Annotated in this window: 16 protein-coding genes; 11 read left to right on the forward strand and 5 right to left on the reverse strand. The window is 44.0% G+C overall.

Annotation, left to right across the window (positions count from 1 at the left end; genetic code table 11):
- Positions 1-8: 8 nt before the first annotated feature.
- Together L2729_RS05575 and L2729_RS05580 are read right to left on the reverse strand one after the other, a co-directional pair.
- The gene (locus tag L2729_RS05575; protein WP_248987365.1) at positions 9-719 is read right to left on the reverse strand and encodes a DUF998 domain-containing protein; all 711 of its coding nucleotides are present in this window, start codon (positions 717-719) and stop codon (positions 9-11) included.
- A 640-nt stretch (positions 720-1,359) separates the two neighbouring features.
- Entirely contained in the window at positions 1,360-2,709 is a 1,350-nt protein-coding gene (locus tag L2729_RS05580) for a Na+/H+ antiporter NhaC family protein (RefSeq protein WP_248987366.1), read from the reverse strand.
- Positions 2,710-3,063: 354 nt separating this feature from the next.
- On the opposite strand from L2729_RS05580, the gene L2729_RS05585 reads away from it, so the two are divergent.
- The 4 genes from L2729_RS05585 to L2729_RS05600 all read left to right on the forward strand — a co-directional run bounded on the left by L2729_RS05585 (position 3,064) and on the right by L2729_RS05600 (position 8,617).
- Positions 3,064-3,588, forward strand: coding sequence for a DUF3087 domain-containing protein (locus tag L2729_RS05585; protein ID WP_248987367.1), 525 nt, complete (start codon positions 3,064-3,066; stop codon positions 3,586-3,588).
- Positions 3,589-3,708: 120 nt separating this feature from the next.
- A complete protein-coding gene (locus L2729_RS05590) occupies positions 3,709-4,989 on the forward strand; it encodes an O-acetylhomoserine aminocarboxypropyltransferase/cysteine synthase family protein (RefSeq protein WP_248987368.1) in 1,281 nt (426 codons plus the stop codon).
- A gap of 278 nt (positions 4,990-5,267) precedes the next feature.
- Positions 5,268-7,142: a GGDEF domain-containing protein gene (locus tag L2729_RS05595; RefSeq protein WP_248987369.1), complete on the forward strand. Its 1,875-nt coding sequence runs from the start codon at positions 5,268-5,270 to the stop codon at positions 7,140-7,142.
- A gap of 308 nt (positions 7,143-7,450) precedes the next feature.
- Positions 7,451-8,617 (forward strand): porin, encoded by a 1,167-nt coding sequence (locus L2729_RS05600; RefSeq protein ID WP_248987370.1) that lies wholly within the window; start codon positions 7,451-7,453, stop codon positions 8,615-8,617.
- 90 nt (positions 8,618-8,707) lie between these two features.
- Here the strand turns inward: L2729_RS05600 and L2729_RS05605 are convergent, their stop codons facing one another.
- From L2729_RS05605 to L2729_RS05615, 3 genes are all read right to left on the reverse strand, one after another.
- Complete coding sequence (locus L2729_RS05605) at positions 8,708-9,418, reverse strand: oxidative stress defense protein (RefSeq protein ID WP_248987371.1); 711 nt, start codon at positions 9,416-9,418, stop codon at positions 8,708-8,710.
- Positions 9,419-9,563: 145 nt separating this feature from the next.
- Positions 9,564-10,208 carry a 5,6-dimethylbenzimidazole synthase gene (bluB, locus tag L2729_RS05610; protein ID WP_248987372.1) on the reverse strand — a complete coding sequence of 215 codons (645 nt, stop codon included), beginning with the start codon at positions 10,206-10,208 and terminating at the stop codon, positions 9,564-9,566.
- Positions 10,209-10,326: 118 nt separating this feature from the next.
- On the reverse strand, positions 10,327-11,643 hold the full coding sequence (locus L2729_RS05615) for an anaerobic C4-dicarboxylate transporter (RefSeq protein ID WP_248987373.1): 1,317 nt from the start codon (positions 11,641-11,643) through the stop codon (positions 10,327-10,329).
- A gap of 555 nt (positions 11,644-12,198) precedes the next feature.
- Here L2729_RS05615 and L2729_RS05620 point away from each other — a divergent pair.
- From L2729_RS05620 to L2729_RS05650, 7 genes are all read left to right on the forward strand, one after another.
- Complete coding sequence (locus L2729_RS05620; RefSeq protein ID WP_248987374.1) at positions 12,199-13,686, forward strand: SulP family inorganic anion transporter; 1,488 nt, start codon at positions 12,199-12,201, stop codon at positions 13,684-13,686.
- Between the two features lie 13 nt (positions 13,687-13,699).
- Positions 13,700-14,545, forward strand: coding sequence for a universal stress protein (locus L2729_RS05625; RefSeq protein WP_248987375.1), 846 nt, complete (start codon positions 13,700-13,702; stop codon positions 14,543-14,545).
- Between the two features lie 159 nt (positions 14,546-14,704).
- Positions 14,705-16,090: a UDP-N-acetylmuramate:L-alanyl-gamma-D-glutamyl-meso-diaminopimelate ligase gene (mpl, locus tag L2729_RS05630; RefSeq protein ID WP_248987376.1), complete on the forward strand. Its 1,386-nt coding sequence runs from the start codon at positions 14,705-14,707 to the stop codon at positions 16,088-16,090.
- Positions 16,091-16,096: 6 nt separating this feature from the next.
- Positions 16,097-16,750 carry a flavin prenyltransferase UbiX gene (locus L2729_RS05635; RefSeq protein ID WP_198553509.1) on the forward strand — a complete coding sequence of 218 codons (654 nt, stop codon included), beginning with the start codon at positions 16,097-16,099 and terminating at the stop codon, positions 16,748-16,750.
- Positions 16,751-16,757: 7 nt separating this feature from the next.
- Positions 16,758-17,291 (forward strand): hypoxanthine phosphoribosyltransferase, encoded by a 534-nt coding sequence (gene hpt, locus L2729_RS05640; protein WP_248987377.1) that lies wholly within the window; start codon positions 16,758-16,760, stop codon positions 17,289-17,291.
- 140 nt (positions 17,292-17,431) lie between these two features.
- Positions 17,432-18,376, forward strand: a complete 945-nt coding sequence (locus L2729_RS05645) for an ABC transporter ATP-binding protein (protein WP_248987378.1) — start codon at positions 17,432-17,434, stop codon at positions 18,374-18,376.
- A gap of 2 nt (positions 18,377-18,378) precedes the next feature.
- Positions 18,379-19,149, forward strand: a complete 771-nt coding sequence (locus L2729_RS05650; protein ID WP_248987462.1) for an ABC transporter permease — start codon at positions 18,379-18,381, stop codon at positions 19,147-19,149.
- The last annotated feature ends 160 nt before the right edge of the window (positions 19,150-19,309 follow it).

The raw sequence follows: 19,309 nt of genomic DNA on the forward strand, positions 1-19,309 counted from the left end.
GGTTGAATTTATTGCTCTCCAGTAAGATAACGTTGTGATAGTTCTAAGTAGTTTTTAATCGCTATTTTTCGGATAGCCCATGCAAAAGATAAACACCACAGCATAACAACACTCGTTTGAAGCCACATGGTGATAGCGACCCAACAACGGCCAGCTTCAGCGTGTTCACAAGGGACAAAATCGAGTGTATTCCAATCGAGTTGAACCACGAGGCTGGATGCGGTTATAAAGCCCAAAATACTCAACCAAAAAATGGGTCCCTTGCAAATCGAGCGTTGGCTGAATCTATCGGTAATACAGAGGAAGTACATCAACACAGTACCGAGTAAAAAACTGGTCGACGCCAGGCGATGCATATCAAGGTAGTTAATCGGGAACATTCCCATTAATAACACGGACACGCCGACCCACCCGCCGATTAAGGATAAGTAGTGACTAAAAAAACCTTGTTTGAGTAAGTAGAGTCCGAACATCGCGAGCATGATACAAATACCAGTCATCATCAAGGCGATGTTGAACACAAATGCGAGTTTGGCATGGTTGTAGTCGCCTAGAACATCAGCGCGACGATTAAAAACGGCATCACCAATGATTTGATATTCAGCCCAAGCTGAAATGGACACACCGATTGCAGCGATGAGGGCACCAAAAAAAATAGTCAGTACGACTAATCGGTGCAAGTCATACTGCATCGATTGATACTTAATCTTATCTTCCATACTTGTGCGCCATTAACGAGTTACTCTGCGGCTAAGCAGTGGGCAGGCATTATGACAAAAAGCAGTGTAATCATGCACTCATTTTTAATGAGAATATTCTCCATTTTGGTCTGGGGGCTGTTGACCTTTCACGGTTGTTTTTTCCGCAGTTTATTGGCTATTTTAACAAGGCGGAGGCTATGTCGTTTAGTCATTCTCCACGAGTAGCCTACAACACCGTAAAAATAGCCAAGAAGCGCGGCCCTTAGGGTTCGTTTCAATGCTTTTAGTCTTTTATGACTAGAATGCGTTACGAGCTTTCGCTTAGACTGCTAAATCATCGCTCAAGCCTTGTACTAAAATCATTATTCCTTACGGTAAAGAATCGAACAAAAACTAAGCTAGAAGGATCAACAGCCCTAATACCAACCTGCCTGATTAATTCCTCATACGCAAGCTGTTCGACGGATTCATGGGGGAGCAATAATGTGTTTTTTTGCAGCATCATCCGCACCCAATAGCATTGTTGATAACAGAACATAAATGGTCAATGTTGCTGGAGCCTGCTGGCAGTTATTGGTGAGTTAAATAAAAAAAGCACCCGAAAGTGCTCTTTTAAATTGGCCGGAGTATGAATCACGGCTTAGGTCATTAATGCGATTTAGGCTCGCTTGCGAAATACCACAATAAGTACGGCAACAACAGCGAGGATCATGCAGTACCACGCGTGGGTAACCACTTCAAATGGCGATAGACTAAAGGTGGATGCGACTAAGAGTGCTTGCGCGCCATAGGGGATCAAACCTTGGATAATACATGAGAAAATATCTAAAATACTGGCTGCACGTTTTGGGGTCACACCGTGCTTTTCTGCCAAATCTTTAGCAATATCACCAGTGACTACAATCGACACTGTATTGTTAGCAACACACGTGTTGGTTGCAGCGACAATACCTGCCATACCGAGCTCTGAAGCGCGGCATGATGCTTCGCCTTTGGCTTTTGAAAAACGTGTAATTAGTTTTTCAATCTGCTTGCTAACAAACGATAGGCCACCTTGTTGCTGCATAAGTGCTGCTAAGCCACCGACCAGCATAGAGAGAATAAAAATCTCCTGCATGTTGCCAAAACCGGCGTAAATATCTTGTCCAAACTGGATGACACCGTAATCCATGGTCAATAAACCAGTGACACCGGCCAGTAAAATACCGATGGTAAGGACGACAAATACGTTCAAGCCAGCGACGGCTAAAAACAAAATCGTTAGGTAAGGGATCACCTTAGTGAAGTCAATCTCTTGCGCTGCTACGTCAGCTTGGCCTTGACCAACTAGGGTAAACACAATCAAAGTGATGATCGCGGCTGGAATAGCGAAGATAAGGTTTTCTTTAAACTTGTCTTTCATCTCACAGCCTTGAGTGCGAGTCGCTGCGATGGTGGTATCTGAAATGATGGATAAGTTATCGCCAAATAGCGCGCCTGAAATGACTGCGCCAGCCATAATCGCTAAATCAATCTGTGCTTCGTTTGCCACGCCAAGCGCGATAGGTGCCACTGCGGCGATAGTGCCCATTGATGTGCCCATCGCGGTGGCAATGAAAGCGGCAATCACAAAGAAACCAGGTAGCAATAAGCTAGAAGGGACCAATGACAAACCGAGTGCAACCGTTGCGTCTACGCCACCGGTTGCTTTTGCTACTGCCGCAAATGCCCCTGCAAGCAGGTAGATCATACACATCGCAATGATGTTGGAGTGACCAATACCGGCTAAAAAAGTTTCGATCGATTGGTTAAGCCTTTGCTTAGAAATGATAATGGCAAAGATAATCGCAGGTAGAATAGCGACCACACTGGGCAATTGATAAAAAGCAAAATCGACACCTTGGTTCTGGAAGTAAAGCCCAGCACCAATAAACAGTGTTAGAAATAGAAAAAGTGGTGTTAGCGCAAGAAACGATGGCGCTATTACGTCAGTTGTTGCAGCTTTAGGAACGTTGTTGGAATTCGTCAATGTTATCTCTCTTCTATTAAATCAGTCATCGAACCATTGTCCCCATTGCCCTCCTAGCTGGAACAAACTGTGTTTTAAATGATTAAAATCACAGAATGGTACATCTCAATAGCTGAGAGGATATGAGATCGAGAGCCGCCTGTCAATTTAGACGTCTAGATGTTTTTACCGCTAAAGAGGTCGTTTAGTGAAAATTGTGAGCTTGGTTGGATTCGTCACTGCTATTTCAGTAAAAGCTTAACTTGCCAAGGTTGTGGCATAAATACAAATATTTTAGCGTAACAAAGAGGATTTTCTAATATTTAGGATGCTAGAATAACCGCCTTATTATCCGCTTAACCTTGAGGGCCACTGATGCAATTAATGCATATTGATAAACGAACCTATCGTAAGAATACCAATATTGTGATCAGCAGTTTTATCGCGAGTTTAGCGATACTTTCGCTGGTATTTGGGGCATTGTTGATTCATTTCCTTGGTGCAACAGCCGCAACTCCTGATGGCTCGACTGGCAATTTTCACCTGAACGTTATTGGTGTGATGATGGCGATAGTGCTCTGCAGTGGAGTATTACATTCACAAAAGCAAAAGCCCTATATGCGCGAAGTGTATTATGTTTGGCGCTTAAAGCAGCTCAATAACCAAATTTATCGCAAGCTGGCTAAAATTAAACTGGCAGCAGATTCTAATGATAGAAATGCTTTTATCATCTTGAGTTTTTATTTTTCCAGCCTAAAGCAAGTTTATAGCTTGGATGACAACACGTTAACCATTTCGACAGTCGAAAAAGATATTGCCCAGCTGAATGCCAGAATCGCTGAGCTGGATATAAGTGTCTCTCCAGAGCAGTTTGAACCTGAATTACTCGACAGTATCTAACCTGCAACCATTTCTTTATCGTTTTATATTCGCGATCTAGAAGTTTAAAATATATTTAGACTTCTAGATGGCTATTTGTTATGTTCATATTTCATTCAAATGGAATAGGATTTAGCGGGTATGAAACTCGAATCTTTAGCACTGCACCATGGTTATAAATCGGAAGCGACAACCAAAGCCGCTGCAGTCCCTATTTATCAAACCACCTCTTATACCTTTGATGACACTCAACACGGCGCCGATCTATTTGATCTTAAAGTGCCGGGTAATATTTATACTCGCATCATGAACCCAACCACCGATGTGCTAGAACAACGCCTAGCTGCAATTGAGGGCGGCATTGCTGCATTAGCGCTGGCTTCTGGCATGGCGGCAATCACTTATGCAATTCAAGCACTGACCGAAGTAGGCGACAACATTGTCAGCACCAGCCAACTTTATGGTGGTACCTATAATTTATTTGCCCACACCTTGCCAAGACAAGGTGTAGAGGTACGGATGGCGGGTTTCGATGAGTTCGACACATTAGATGCACTGATTGATGATAAAACCAAAGCATTATTTTGTGAGTCAATTGGCAACCCTGCCGGCAATATCGTCGATCTGCAACGGCTAGCTGAGATTGCCCACAAACATGGCGTGCCGCTCATTGTCGATAATACGGTCGCGACTCCCGTGTTATGCAAACCCTTTGAACATGGCGCCGACATCGTTATTCACTCGCTAACCAAATATATTGGTGGTCATGGCACCACAATAGGTGGGGCAATTGTTGATAGTGGTAAGTTTGATTGGGCGGCGCACCCAAAACGTTTTGCACTGCTCAATGAGCCGGATCCGTCATACCATGGTGTGGTCTATACCCAAGCTTTTGGTCCCGCAGCCTTCATTGGCCGCTGTCGCGTGGTGCCGCTACGTAATACGGGGGCAGCGTTATCACCGCAAAGCGCTTTCTTATTACTACAAGGTTTAGAAACTCTGGCACTGAGAATGGAACGCCATTGCGACAACGCATTAGCCTTAGCGCAGTATTTAGAAGCGCACCCTAAGGTGAAGTGGGTGAATTACGCTGCGCTGCCAAACAGTCCATTTCAGGAGAACTGCCATAAAATTACTGGCGGAAAAGCCTCAGGGATCATCAGTTTTGGTATTAAAGCTGATGACGGTAAGGTGGCTGGTGGGCACTTTATTGATGCATTGCAGATGATTTTAAGACTGGTCAATATTGGCGATGCCAAATCACTAGCATGCCATCCCGCATCGACGACCCATAGACAGCTAGATGCTAACGAGCTAGCAAAAGCTGGGGTGTCAGAAGATCTGGTGCGGATCTCTGTGGGGATTGAACATATTGACGATATTATTGCGGATGTAGAGCAAGCACTCGCACATGCGTGTTAATCCGGTCATTGATTGAATAAAAGGTTAGCAAGTTTGCTAGCCTTCTTTGTTTCAACTAACACCATTAAATTGTTAGTTTGCAGTATTGATAACTGCAAGCTGACACTTTAAGTTTGTCATTATATCGGAATTGGCTTATTTTTTGATATTATCAACTAACAGTGTGATAAGGTGCTGAAATAGATAAAGCTTGTCAAATCAACAAGCTATACAAATGTTTTTCATGTGTTACTCTGAAAAATAATTACCCTTAAAAAGTCAGTTTTACAGAGATGTATATGCATATGAAAATTGCGGCCTTTAGCTTCCTTATCTCTATCTCCATGGCTTTATTTTCTACAGCGCAAGCCAATGACGTTCTGACCCAATTAGAAGTATTGGTTAGCAAAGACTCACCTGTGGGAGGACTTAAGTTACTTGATAGTTTTGACATTGAGGCTAATCAGCTGACACCCAATGATCATGCCCGCTTGTATTTTCTTTATGGTAAGTTGTATGAGAAAACTCGTCAGTTAGATTTAGCGATCGCAAGCTATGACAAAGGGATTACTTTTGTTGAATCGTTAACCGTTAGCGATATTTTGATCGATAGTTATTTATCACGCTCTTTTGCCGTCTATTTACAGACAAATGATCCCACTGTTTATTGTATCGACCGCCGTAAGGCGCTGGCTTTTGCTAGACAAAATGATAACGCACCATTGTTGGTCAAAACACTCACACAAAATGCCTTCTGTTATTATACTGCAGCTACAGTGCACCAGGGGGTTGCGTTACTCGACGAAGCCATGACGATAATTGATAAAAGTGGCAAGCTTAATGCTCATAGTAAGGCATTGATTTATAATGCAACTGGTAGTTTATACCGCACCGTTGGACTACATGGACGTGCGTATGATAATTTTGATAAAGCCTATCAAACGTGGCAAACAATAGACGATAAAGAAGACATGTTTAACATGCAGCACAACATGGTTAGCTCTGCTATCAAGTTGAGTGATTGGGATAAAGCCAAGGTGAATATTGCCGCGCAATTAGCATTAGCAGAAGCCGCACCAGAATTTAAAGATTTCTATTTCTTTGCTTATCTCAATGCTGGACGAGTCGCACTCGGTTCCTTTGATTACCCCTTAGCCGTTACCTATCTAGAAAAAGCCATTTCGCTTAAAGGTACCACGCAAGAACGTTATTTTGTTAGCAGTAGCCATCTGTTTTTAGCGCTGGCTTATATGCGAACCGGTGAGGCTGTAAAAGCAGCCAATATGGCGCGAATTTTCCAACAAGATAAACGTTTTCCTGCCAAGATGAGCAGTATGTTACTGACTGCTGACGCCATTATCGCATTCGACAAGAAAAATTATTTGCTGGCGGTGAATACCCTTTTAAAAGTGATAGATGAAGAGCGAGAGCACAATAAGAACATCATCGATAACAAAGTTATCGACTCTGCACTTGACCACAACTCTAAATTGGCTGAGTTTGAAAACGAACTACTTGCCAATAAGTTAGCAATTAATGAATTGAATCTCAAAGCTGTGATAGATAAAGAGCGCATTAATGAGCTTAAAATTAGCTTTTTTGTGTTTGTGGCAGCAGTGCTATTGGCGGCAGTCTTCTTTTTAATGCATTCGCGAAAAGTCTTTAAGTATCGTGCTCAAACTGACTTCTTAACGGGTATCGCTAATCGCGAATATACCTTTAAAAGTGGCGAAAAAATGATTGAAAAGTCGATTAAAAAACAACAGTCGGCATCGGTTATTATTTTTGATATTGATAACTTTAAGAGTATTAATGATCGCTTTGGCCACCATGTTGGCGACTTGGCTATTCAAGCCGTGACTAAACGGGCTGAACGTTGGTTAAAAAAGCACGATTTAGTCGGACGAATTGGCGGTGAAGAGTTTATTATTGTGCTGTCTAATACTTCAGAGGAAGAAGCTTTTTCAATATCGGAACGCATCCGAAGTGCTATTGCGTCGCAGCTGTTTGAGTTTGATGATGTCAGCATTGAAATGACGATAAGCCTAGGTATTGCGGTACTCAATGAGCAAGCCACTAGCTTGACAGCATTGCTTAAAGAGGCTGATAAAGCGCTCTATAAAGCTAAATTTTCCGGTAAGAACAAAGTCTATCTTGCACGGCTATGTGCCTAGTTTTCAGGATTAAAACCTAATGACCGTAGCGGCTTGCTGCGGTCAATTTAATCCAAAGTAAGTTGTTATCGACTTCGTCATTTTCTTGTTAATGCAGAAGTATGTACTGTCAAATATGTTAACCCCCTCCTCTAGATCACCAATATTAAAACTCTTCACTGGCTATCAACTTGTATTTAACCAATTTTTTGCTATGTTTTCTATTTAGCGAGTGCAGTTTTTAAGCGACCATATCGGATCATAATATCCAGAGCCGCTAGCGAAGTACGCTAAAGCTGAATATAAAAATAACCAAGGTTGGAGATTTTATGAAAAAAGCGCTAGCAGTATTGCCCCTCGCAACGTTGGTTTTTATGCCGACAAGCTTCGCGGTTGAGGTATTCAAAGACAATAAAAATGCATTAGAGATTGGTGGTTTCGTTGATGCACGAGTGATTAATACACAAGATGTTACAGAGGTTGTGAATGGCAGCTCAAGAATTAATTTCGGCTTTACCCGTGAAATGTCTAATGATTGGAAAAGCTATGTCAAGCTGGAGTGGGGCGTAAATCCCTTTGGTAATGCAACGATCTCCTATAGTAGTGAAAGTAACTTTGAGACCAAAAGTGGTGACTTTTTAAATAACCGTTTAGGCTATGTTGGCGTCAGTCACAATGACTATGGCTCGGTCTCAATTGGTAAGCAATGGGGCGCATGGTACGACGTTGTTTACAACACCAACTATGGTTTTGTATGGGACGGTAATGCATCCGGTACTTATACTTATAACAAATCCGACGGTGCCATTAATGGTGTCGGTCGTGGTGACAAAGTGATTCAGTATCGTAATAGCTGGGGGGACTTAGGGATTGCGGTGCAAATGCAGTTAAAAAGCAGTACCACAGATATTGAAGATGATGGCAGTAATAACCCGAATCGATTGGTGATGACAGAATACGATAATACTTATGGTATTGGTTTGACCTACCAAGCGACAGAGATGTTAGTGCTCACCGCTGGCGGCAACATCGGTGAACCAGAAGGCACTACGGCCAGTGGTCGGGTTATTTCTGAGACCGACTATATCTATGGCTTTGGTTTAACCTGGGGCAGTTGGGATGAGCATGGCTTATATGCGGCAATGAACCTCAACCAAAATGAATTCCACGATACAGATAACTTAGGCCGCTTCCTGCAAGAGTCGGTAGGTTTAGAAACACTGATCTCCTATTATTTAGACAATAATATCAAACTGCTTGCCTCGTACAACGTCTTAGAGGCCGGTGATGACTATGAGACAGAACATCCTGGTGATGTCTTTAAACGTCAATTTGCCGTTGCTGGCGTGCACTATGTTTGGGATAACAGTGTGGTGCTCTACTTGGAAGGCCGTGTTGATTTTAGTGATTTCAGTAGTGATAACCCTGAAAATGAAGCGATGCAAGCAAAATCAGAAGATGATGGTGTCGCGATTGGTATTCGCTATACCTTGTAAGTGCTCAAGTGCTCAAGTGCTCAAGTGCTCAAGTGATTAAGGCCCCTCAAACTGCAATACAGTTTGAGCGGCCTTTTGGATTAGCTGCCGTTATTTCAATCGATAGGTGACTTCTACTCTATCTTGAATAGTGACTTGGCCTTGTTGGTAGCTTTTGGGCACATTATAACTGTCATTTTCTGCGCTCATTCTCATCATAACAGGCTGGACTTGACGTTGGTCGAAATAGCGAATTTGCCACACACCATCGAGTTCTTCGCCAAAGCCTTGGGCTAACTCTGCCGCTTTTTGTTGCGCATCTTTAATCGCTGCAAGCCTCGCTTGTTTAAGGTATTGCGCCTCTTTGCTTGATTTGAGCGCGATATGATTAATACGGTTAATCCCCTGTTCAAGCGCAGTATCTAGAATACTGTTGAGGTCGGTTAGATCGACAACTGTCACGGTTACGCGGCGGCTCGCACTGTATCCAATCAATTTGTTAGGCTGATCTTTTTCATAGTGATATTGAGGTTGTAGATTGATATTGGCACTTTGGATTAGTTTACTGCTAACGCCTGCTTTTTCTAAACGTTCAATAAATTTCGCCACGGCGATATCCGACTCGGCTTTGGCCGCTTTTGCTGTTTCCGCTTTAATCACGACTTCCACGTTTATTTCTGCCATGTCTGCTTCGGCGAGGATATTACTCGTGCCTATGGTTTCAAGATGCGCAAAGCTAATATCGGCGGCAAGCGCAGGGGCGGTAATGCTGGCCGATAGGATTAAAGCTGAAATAAGTGCTGCAAGAGATGATTTATTCATAGTAACTCCAAAAGTAAGTCTACAATTCGCCAAGATAAAACGGGGTTGGCTTCTAATAGCTATAAACGTGAGCTTTTGGGAAAAGGGTTATATTTTTTAATAATTTATTATTCACTGCTATTTTTGGGTGAAAAACAAAGCGGGGTTAATTAAAGCCGTCTTTGAAGATAACCTCAGCAGGAGACTTGGTTTTCTGCCAACCTTTCTGTTTTAGTTCTGGTTCGGCCAGAAACTCATCGACATAGCCTATACAGAGATAACCTATCAGTTCAGCGCTTTCGGGGGCATTTAACGCTTGCTTGACCTTTAATGGATCTAAAATACTGACCCAGCCGACACCAATATTGAGCGAACGCGCCATTAACCACAGGTTTTGAATGGCACAAACAACACTAAACTTACCCATCTCTGGCATGCTTGTTTGCCCTAGAACGGCAGTTTCACTGGGTTGATAAAATACCGCCAAGTTGACTGGAGCCTCTAAGATCCCTTCGAGTTTGAGCGCATCATACTGAGCGCGTTTATCCCCAGTAAATTGCTGACTGCCAAGGGCATTGGCTGTAACAAACGTTTGTTGCACTGCTTGCTTAATGTTTGAGTCGCGAATAACCACAAATTGCCAAGGCTGCGAGTAACCTACTGACGGTGCAAGCATGGCGGCATTTAGCAGCGTATCAATAGTCGTATCAGAGACGGGTTTATCGTTAAAACGATTACCTCTAACATCGCGCCTAAGGCGGATAATATCGGCTAGGGTTTGACTCTCATTGTCACTAAATATTCGGCTCATGTTGCTATCTATACTCATATTATCAAAAACGAAAACGTGCCCTTGTCGGGCACGCTTAAGATTATACCCAGATTAATATTCAGCGTGTTAGCGATTGTGTATCAGGTGCTAATAGCCGCTAATTAATGGTCATTGAAATGAAGTAGCCGATAAATGTTGCTGTGCCGACGCCAATAAAACCGGGCACAATAAAGCTATGATTCAACACATATTTGCCAATATGGGTGGTGCCAGTTCTATCAAAACTAATTGCCGCCAAATCGCTTGGGTAGAACGGGAAGAAGAAATAAGCATAGCAAGCGGGTAATACCCCGATAAGTACTGGTGCCGGGATCCCCAAAGAGAAACCGAGTGGCAGCATTATGGTTAAGGTCGCAGCTTGGCTCTTCAAGAAGATGGACGCGACAAACATCGCAATGGCGAATGACCAAGGATGAGCATGGACGATGTCACTCACTGACTCAATTAGATAGCTCTTGTGATAGCTAATAATAGTGTCGCTAAGCCATGCAATACCAAAGATAATGATCACTGCAGTCATACCCGCGATGAAGACATTACTGCTGACTATCTTTTTAGGATCAACCTTAGTGACCAGTAGAATAATCGCGCCAACGGAAAGCATCATAAACTGGATGGCGACTGACATCTTCACGCCTTCAGGCAATAACTCTTTGCTAAACATTGCCAAGCCAATGACGGCTAATATGCCGAGCAGAAAGATACTTAACCCTTTTTTGGCGATGCTATTACTTTTGGCGATATTATCGGTTTCAATATCAGGATCAATGAGACTATTCTTAAACTCTTCATCCAACAATCGAGCTTGAAACTCTTCATCCTTATCGAGATCTTTCCCACGCTTTAAGCTCCAAGCTGAGGCGACCAGTACACCGATTAATGTTGAAGGTATGGTGACTAACAACACATCCATCAGACTAATATCAAGATTGTTTTCCATTGAGGTGGCAATAACAACAGCGGCAGCGGCGGCAATGGGGCTGGCTGTGATCCCCATTTGCGAAGCAACGGTTGCGATAGCGAGTGGACGCTCAGGTCGAATGCCTTTCTTGTATGCGACATCGTAGATCACAGGCAGTAATGGATAGACGGAATGCCCCGTTCCCACAAGCACAGTTAAGGAGTATGTGCATAAAGGACCTAGGAACACGATTTGGTTTGGGTGTTTACGCAGTAGCTTTTCGGCATAGCGAACGAGTAGCTTAAGGCCACCGGTCGCTTCTAATGTGGCAGACGCGGCAACCACGGCAAGAATGATCAACATGACGTTGATTGGCGGTGAACCTGGCGCAACGCCAAATACAAAGGCAAGAATGGAGACGCCCAAGCCACCTAAAAGGCCAAAGGCAACACCGCCGTGACGGATCCCGACAAAGATGATGGCCAACAATAACAGCATATGCACAAAAAACATGGTGTGTCCCTTTTAGTAGTGAGCTGAAGCCAGTGTTTTACGTAAATGATGGTGGGTATTCGATAAGCAAATAACCCAGTGATGACTGACTTATACCGTATGTTATGGAATGCTTAAATAGTCTGTGTTCAGCAAGGTGATACAACGCATTGGATCATGGCTGTTATTGATAAGAAACGTGAACTAACTTAATGGCAATATTTTAATCACATTTCTGCAGGGATTGAATGCAGTGAGTGTTTTTTCCGATTGGGATGCTGCAATAAAATAAGAAAAAATACTGCTGTCTATTTTATATACGGACTTTTAAGTGTAGAATCGCGCCTTATTATAATTTTAAGAGGAAATTACTCACTGTGTTAATGACGCCACCTTAACGTTTTGCCCTCCCTATAGCTTTCATTGCTAACTAAGCATCACGCTTATTTCTTTGCGCTTGTTAATTCGTTGTCGATTACTACGGCAGTTTTCCGCGCCAAAATTTTATCAAAAAAGCACGCATATCACTCCAGTCTAATCTCTGGTGCGAACTGCCGTGCGTAAACTGAGAGTTCAATGTTTAAAAACTTCAAAATTGATTGGTTATCTAATATCCGTGGCGATCTGCTGGCGGGTATCGTTGTGGCGTTAGCCCTCATTCCAGAGGCTATCGCATTTTCGATTATTGCGGGTGTCGACCCCAAAGTCGGCTTGTATGCCTCATTTAGTATTTCAGTGGTAATAGCATTCACGGGTGGCCGTTCAGGTATGATCTCCGCGGCAACGGGAGCAATGGCACTGCTGATGATAACCCTCGTTAAGGATCATGGTTTGCAATACTTGTTGGTAGCAACAGTATTGACGGGATTACTACAGATTTTAGCGGGATATTTAAAACTCGGTAATTTGATGCGATTCGTGTCGCGTTCGGTAGTGACTGGGTTTGTAAATGCATTGGCTATACTGATTTTTATGGCCCAATTACCCGAGCTCACCAACGTAACTTGGCACGTCTATGCGATGACATTAGCCGGTCTTGGAATCATATATCTATTCCCTTATTTGCCTGTTATTGGCAAATTAATCCCCTCTCCTTTGATCTGTATTGTCGGGTTAACAGCATTTGCTATGATGTTTAATGTCGATGTGCGTACCGTGGGTGATATGGGAGACTTGCCTGATACCTTACCGATATTCTTATGGCCTGATGTGCCGTTAAACTTCGAAACATTACTGATTGTATTGCCTTATTCCATAGGACTCGCGGTCGTTGGACTATTAGAATCAATGATGACGGCGACGATTGTCGACGATCTTACCGATACCAATAGTGATAAAAACCGTGAGTGTAAGGGCCAAGGAATTGCCAATGTGTTTACGGGTTTTCTTGGTGGTATGGCGGGTTGTGCCATGATTGGTCAATCGATGATTAATATAAAGTCCGGCGGACGTGGACGTCTATCGAGCTTAGCGGCGGGGGGATTCTTGCTCATCATGGTGGTCTTTCTTGGGCCCTGGTTAAAACAGATCCCTATGGCAGCTTTGGTCGCGGTAATGATTATGGTGGCCATAGGTACGTTCTCGTGGCAGTCCATTATGGATATGAAAAAACATCCACTGTCGACCAATATTGTGATGCTGGCAACGGTTGCTATGGTGGTAGCCACTCATAATCTGGCTATCGGTGTATTTGTTGGAGTGCTACTTGCTTCTCTATTCTTTGCCAACAAGATTAGCCGCATGATGGTGGTTAGGAATAATATCGGTGAAAGTGACAGTTGTGAATATCGGGTGATTGGCCAAGTGTTCTTTGCGTCATCAGATAAATTTACTGGTTCATTTGATTTTAAAGAAGTATTAGAGTCAGTCACTATCGATTTATCGGCGGCCCACTTTTGGGATGTGACGGCGGTATCGGCATTGGATAAAGTGGTGATTAAATTTCGCCGAGAGGGTACGCATGTCAATCTTATTGGTATGAATCAAGCGACTCGCACCATTGTTGATAAATTTGGGGTACACGATAAGCCCGAAGAAGTTGAAAGACTACTGGCTGGACACTAAGAGGATGACACAGATGAAGAATATAGTTGCGTGTATTGATGGTTCTAAATTGACTCTAGCCACCTGTGAAGCCAGTGCTTGGGTTGCACAAAAAGTGAAAGCACCGTTAACGTTATTGCATGTGCTCGACAAAGCAACCAGACCTGTGGTGAGCGAATTGTCGGGCCAAATTGGCTTTGGTAGCCAAGAAGACTTACTCAATGAACTGGTAGAGCTTGATGAGCTACGCAGTAAAGTGGCGCTTAAGCATGGTAAGCAGTTACTGGTAGATGCAGAGGAGTTAGCGCAAGTGCGAGGCGTGAGTGATATCCATAAATTACAACGCCATGGCAGTTTACTCGACACATTAATGGATCTAGAAGATGAGTTGAGGTTGTTAGTGCTGGGGAGGTCGGGTGAAGATCATAGCACCGCTAAAACAATAGGCTCACAGCTCGAAAGTGTGATTAGAACGATTAAGGCCCATACCCTTGTGGTCAGCGAAAGCTTCGAAGTGCCAAGCTCCTATATGGTTGCCTTTGATGGCAGTGCAACCAGTGACAAGCTGATTGAAAAGGCTATCAAGACGCCTTTGCTTGTCGGCTTGGAGTGTCATTTGGTGATGGTTAATAGCTCTGGTGACAAGAGCGCGGCTTTCCAACATGCATCGCAGCAGCTTACTGAAGCTGGGATCATGGTGACAGAGCGAGTGTTAACTGGAGATGTCGATAGCGCATTACTTGATTACCAAGAGCAACAACAGCTTGGAATGATAGTGATGGGAGCCTATGGTCACACAAAGTTACGCCAGTACTTTCTCGGCAGTAACACCACGCAAGTGCTGATAAAAAGCAGCGTCCCCTTGTTGTTAATCCGCTAGTTATACTGAGATAGAGGAGCCGATAACCTGCTCCTCTATTTTTTTAGCCGCACCACAGCGGCAGCCATATTTAAAAGTAAGTTAAACACGAGTTAACTGACAAACCCCGCCGCAATTGGTTAGAATAACCTAGATTTTTTAAACTCCAGAGTGACCACTATGCACGTACATATTTTAGGGATCTGTGGCACCTTCATGGGCGGCCTCGCGTTGCTGGCTCGAGCTGAAGGGCACAAGGTAACGGGCAGCGATGCTAATGTTTACCCGCCAATGAGCACTCAACTAGAAGAGCAAGGTATTGAGCTGATCCAAGGTTTCGATCCTGCTCAATTGGGTAAAAATGAAGACGATGCGCCCGATCTTGTGGTGATCGGCAATGCCATGAGCCGAGGTAACCCTTGCGTTGAAGCGGTGCTTAACCGCGGGCTTAAGTATACCTCTGGCCCACAATTTCTAGCAGAACACATCTTGGCTGAACGCTGGGTATTAGCGGTCGCTGGCACTCATGGTAAGACTTCTACCTCGAGTATGTTAGCGTGGATCCTCGAAGATTGCGGCTATGAGCCGGGATTTTTGATTGGTGGTGTACCCCAAAACTTCGGGGTCTCGGCTCGCCTTGGCGGTTCGCCGTTTTTTGTGGTTGAAGCTGATGAGTACGACAGCGCCTTTTTTGATAAACGGTCTAAGTTTGTCCATTATCAACCGCGCACTCTGGTGATCAACAACTTAGAGTTCGATCACGCCGATATATTTGATGATCTTAAAGCGATCCAACGCCAGTTTAATCACGTAATACGGACGGTTCCTGGTGAAGGAAAAGTGATCTGGCCGGCTGATGCGATAAGTGTGCAGCAAGTCATCGCGTTAGGTTGCTGGAGTGAACAAGAGACATATCATTTAAATGCCGTTACTAACGGCTGGCATGCTAATAACCTTAGCGATGATGCCCATCAATTTGAAGTCTTCTTCAATGGTGAGTTGCAAGGGGTTGTCGATTGGCAACTCATTGGCCAGCACAATATCGAAAATGCGGTGATGGCGATTGCCGCAGCGAGGCACGTTGGGGTTAAGCCTGATACCGCCATTGAAGCGTTAGCCAAGTTTGCACCTCCTAAGCGCCGTATGGAGTTGCTTGGTACTATAAGCGGTATCGACGTTTATGATGACTTTGCGCATCACCCAACGGCCATAGCAACGTCTCTAGCGGGTATGCGAGCCAAAGTGGGCCAGCGTAAGGTGACGGTGATTTTAGAGCCGCGTTCGAACACCATGAAGAGCGGAGTGCACAAGGACACCTTGGCAAACTCATTGGCTTTGGCTAGCAATATCTTTTTATATCAAGCGGGCAATATTGACTGGGACATTAGCACTGCAATGGCCACAGCCTCGGTGCCAGTTGCTGTGTTGTATGATATTGATGAGATTATAGAGCAGGTCGTCACTCAGGCGAGCAGTGGAGATACTATTATCATTATGAGTAATGGCGGCTTCGGCGGATTACATCAAAAGCTGCTGGCACAATTAAACACTAAAACAGGTAAATAACTAGCCATGAGTGTGACATACCATAAAGCAGACAAGTCTATTAGCCTGGCTTGGACTGGCGCCTCGGGCGCGCCATATGGCCTGAGATTATTAGAAGCCCTGCTGAGAAGTGATTATCAAGTGTTCTTGATGATCTCATCAGCCGCGAGAGTGGTATTGGCCACAGAGCAAGGCCTGCAGTTAAGCGCCAATAGCGATAAAGCGCAAGCACAGTTATTAGCGCAGTTTGGCGACGTGGCTGGCGAGCTGATTGTATTAGGTAAAGAGGAGTGGTTTTCACCGCCCGCTTCGGGTTCTGCGGCGCCAAAACAGATGGTCATCTGTCCGTGCAGTACAGGGACATTAGCATCGGTTGCAACGGGTATGAGTAATAATTTACTCGAACGAGCGGCTGATGTTGTAATAAAAGAGCGCGGCCAATTAATCTTGGTGCCTAGGGAAACTCCGTTTAGTGCCATACACTTAGAGCATATGTTGTCGCTCTCTCGCTTAGGCGTGACCATTATGCCTGCTGCGCCAGGCTTTTATCATAATCCCAAATCGGTTGAAGATCTGGTAGACTTTATGGTCGCCCGAATTCTTGACCATTTGGGCGTTGACCATGCATTAACGAATCGCTGGGGTTATGACAAGCATAATACCAACGACATCGACTATTGAGAGTTTTATGAAACACACCATTGAAGTGATGATCTCTGCAGAAGAGATCGATCAAAAATTGGATATTTTGGCTGAGCAAATTAATACGCATTATGCCGAAAGTGACCGCCTGTTAATGGTAGGTCTACTTAAGGGTTCTGTTGTGTTTATGGCAGATCTTTGTCGACGCATTAAAGGCCACGTAGAGATCGATTTTATGTCGGTATCAAGTTATGGCAATGCGATGACAAGCAGTCGCGACGTAAAAATCCTTAAAGACGTACAGTCCGAGATCCAGGGGCGTGATGTACTGATTGTTGAAGATCTTATTGATTCTGGTAATACCCTAAACAAGGTGCGTGAGATCCTTATGATCCGTGAGCCAAAAAGTTTAGCGCTATGTACCTTACTTGATAAGCCTCAACGTCGTGAAGTTGATGTACCTGTCGACTTTATCGGTTTTACCATCCCTGATGAGTTTATCGTTGGATATGGCATCGACTATGCAGAGCAGTATCGTAACTTACCTTACATCGCGAAAGTGATTCCGCTAGAAGATTAATATTGTTTTTGTAGCTTATATGTCGGGTTTTGATGCTTATTGGCGTTAAACTGATTATTGAGCTAGAAGCGCAATTGATACTAATGACTCTCGCTATTGCGGGAGTTTTTTTTACTTAATACAGAGTGATTGGAATAACCATGGCAAATACAGAAGCCGCCTTAGTTATCGACTCCTTAAAAAAAACCTATAAAGGCGGAGTTGAGGCAGTAAAGGGCATAAGCTTAACAGTGAATAAGGGCGATTTTTTTGCGCTACTTGGGCCCAACGGAGCAGGCAAATCAACGACGATTGGTATTATTAGTTCTTTGGTGCAAAAGAGTTCGGGAAAAGTGTCTGTATTTGGACATGATATTGATAACGAGCTTGAACTCGCCAAACTCAGTATTGGCCTAGTGCCTCAAGAGTTTAATTTTAATCAGTTTGAAACGGTACTGCAAATTGTTGTCAACCAAGCGGGTTACTACGGCGTTAAGAAAGAGGTGGCAATAGAACGTGCTGAAAAACACCTTAGTCAACTTGACCTGTGGGAAAAACGCAATAGTCCAGCGCGTGAACTCTCTGGCGGCATGAAGCGCCGGTTGATGATCGCTCGCGCGTTAATGCATGAGCCACAGTTGTTGATTTTAGATGAACCAACAGCGGGTGTAGATATTGAATTGCGTCGCTCTATGTGGACCTTTCTCACCGAGCTAAATGAGCAGGGCGTGACGATTATTCTCACGACTCACTATTTAGAAGAAGCCGAAATGCTTTGCCGTAATATCGGTATTATCGACAAAGGTGTGCTGGTGGAATGCACGAGCATGAAGTCGTTGCTTAGCCGTTTGAATATGGAAACTTTTATTCTTGATTTGGGTTGCGACCTGAATGACAATCCCGCGCTTGAGCAGACCGAATGTCGCTTAACAGATCCACATACCTTAGAGGTTGATGTGGCAAAAGAGCAGAGTCTTAATGATGTTTTTGTACAGTTGAGTGCGCTTAATATTCAAGTGCTGTCGATGCGTAATAAGGCCAATCGCTTAGAAGAACTGTTCGTTGAGTTAGTCGAAAAAGGTAAAGTGTCTGGGGGCGAAAAATGAATATGAGAGCGCTGTATTTTACAGCTTTTAAAAGTATCTTAACCAAAGAGATAAACCGTTTTACCCGTATTTGGATCCAAACGTTGGTGCCTCCTGCGATCAGTATGACCCTGTATTTTCTGATATTTGGGAATTTAGTAGGTAAACGTATTGGGGAGATGGGCGGTGTATCTTACATGGAATTTATCGCGCCAGGTTTAATCATGATGGCAGTGATTACCAGCTCCTATTCTAATGTGGCATCCTCCTTCTTTAGCGCTAAGTTTCAGCGTAACTTGGAGGAGCTTATTGTGGCACCTGTGCCGCATTATGTGATTATCGCAGGCTATGTCGGTGGCGGTGTTGTCCGTGGCTTGTTTGTGGGCGCTATAGTGACGTTAGTGGCGATGTTCTTTGTCGATATCACCATACAACATGCTGGATTGGTGGCGATTACGGTATTCTTAACGGCGGTTTTATTTGCCTTAGGTGGACTCATTAATGCCATTTTTGCCAAGAGTTACGACGATATTAGTATTGTTCCTACCTTTGTTTTGACCCCATTGACCTATCTCGGTGGCGTGTTTTATTCGCTCTCGTTACTGCCTGACTTTTGGCAGGGCGTTTCGGCGCTTAATCCCGTGGTCTATATGATTAACGTATTCCGCTTTGGGTTCTTAGGCTATGCCGACATCAGTGTGCCTTTGTCCGTTGCTGTCATGGTTGGTTTCTGCGTCGGCTTATGGAGTTTAGCTTATTACCTTATCTCGCGCGGAATCGGCTTGAGAAGCTAATTGATAACGTTATGACTAATCAAAGCCAACATTTTAATTGTTGGCTTTTTTTATGGACTTACTTTTGCCTACGGCTAAGCGCTAACTCTGCTCGATAAATTCGACGATATCGAATCAATACGCAATGGTATTGAGTGTATAACGACACGAGTGCGCCGCT

This window comes from Shewanella gelidimarina, from assembly GCF_023283945.1.
Taxonomy (GTDB): Bacteria; Pseudomonadota; Gammaproteobacteria; order Enterobacterales; family Shewanellaceae; genus Shewanella; species Shewanella gelidimarina.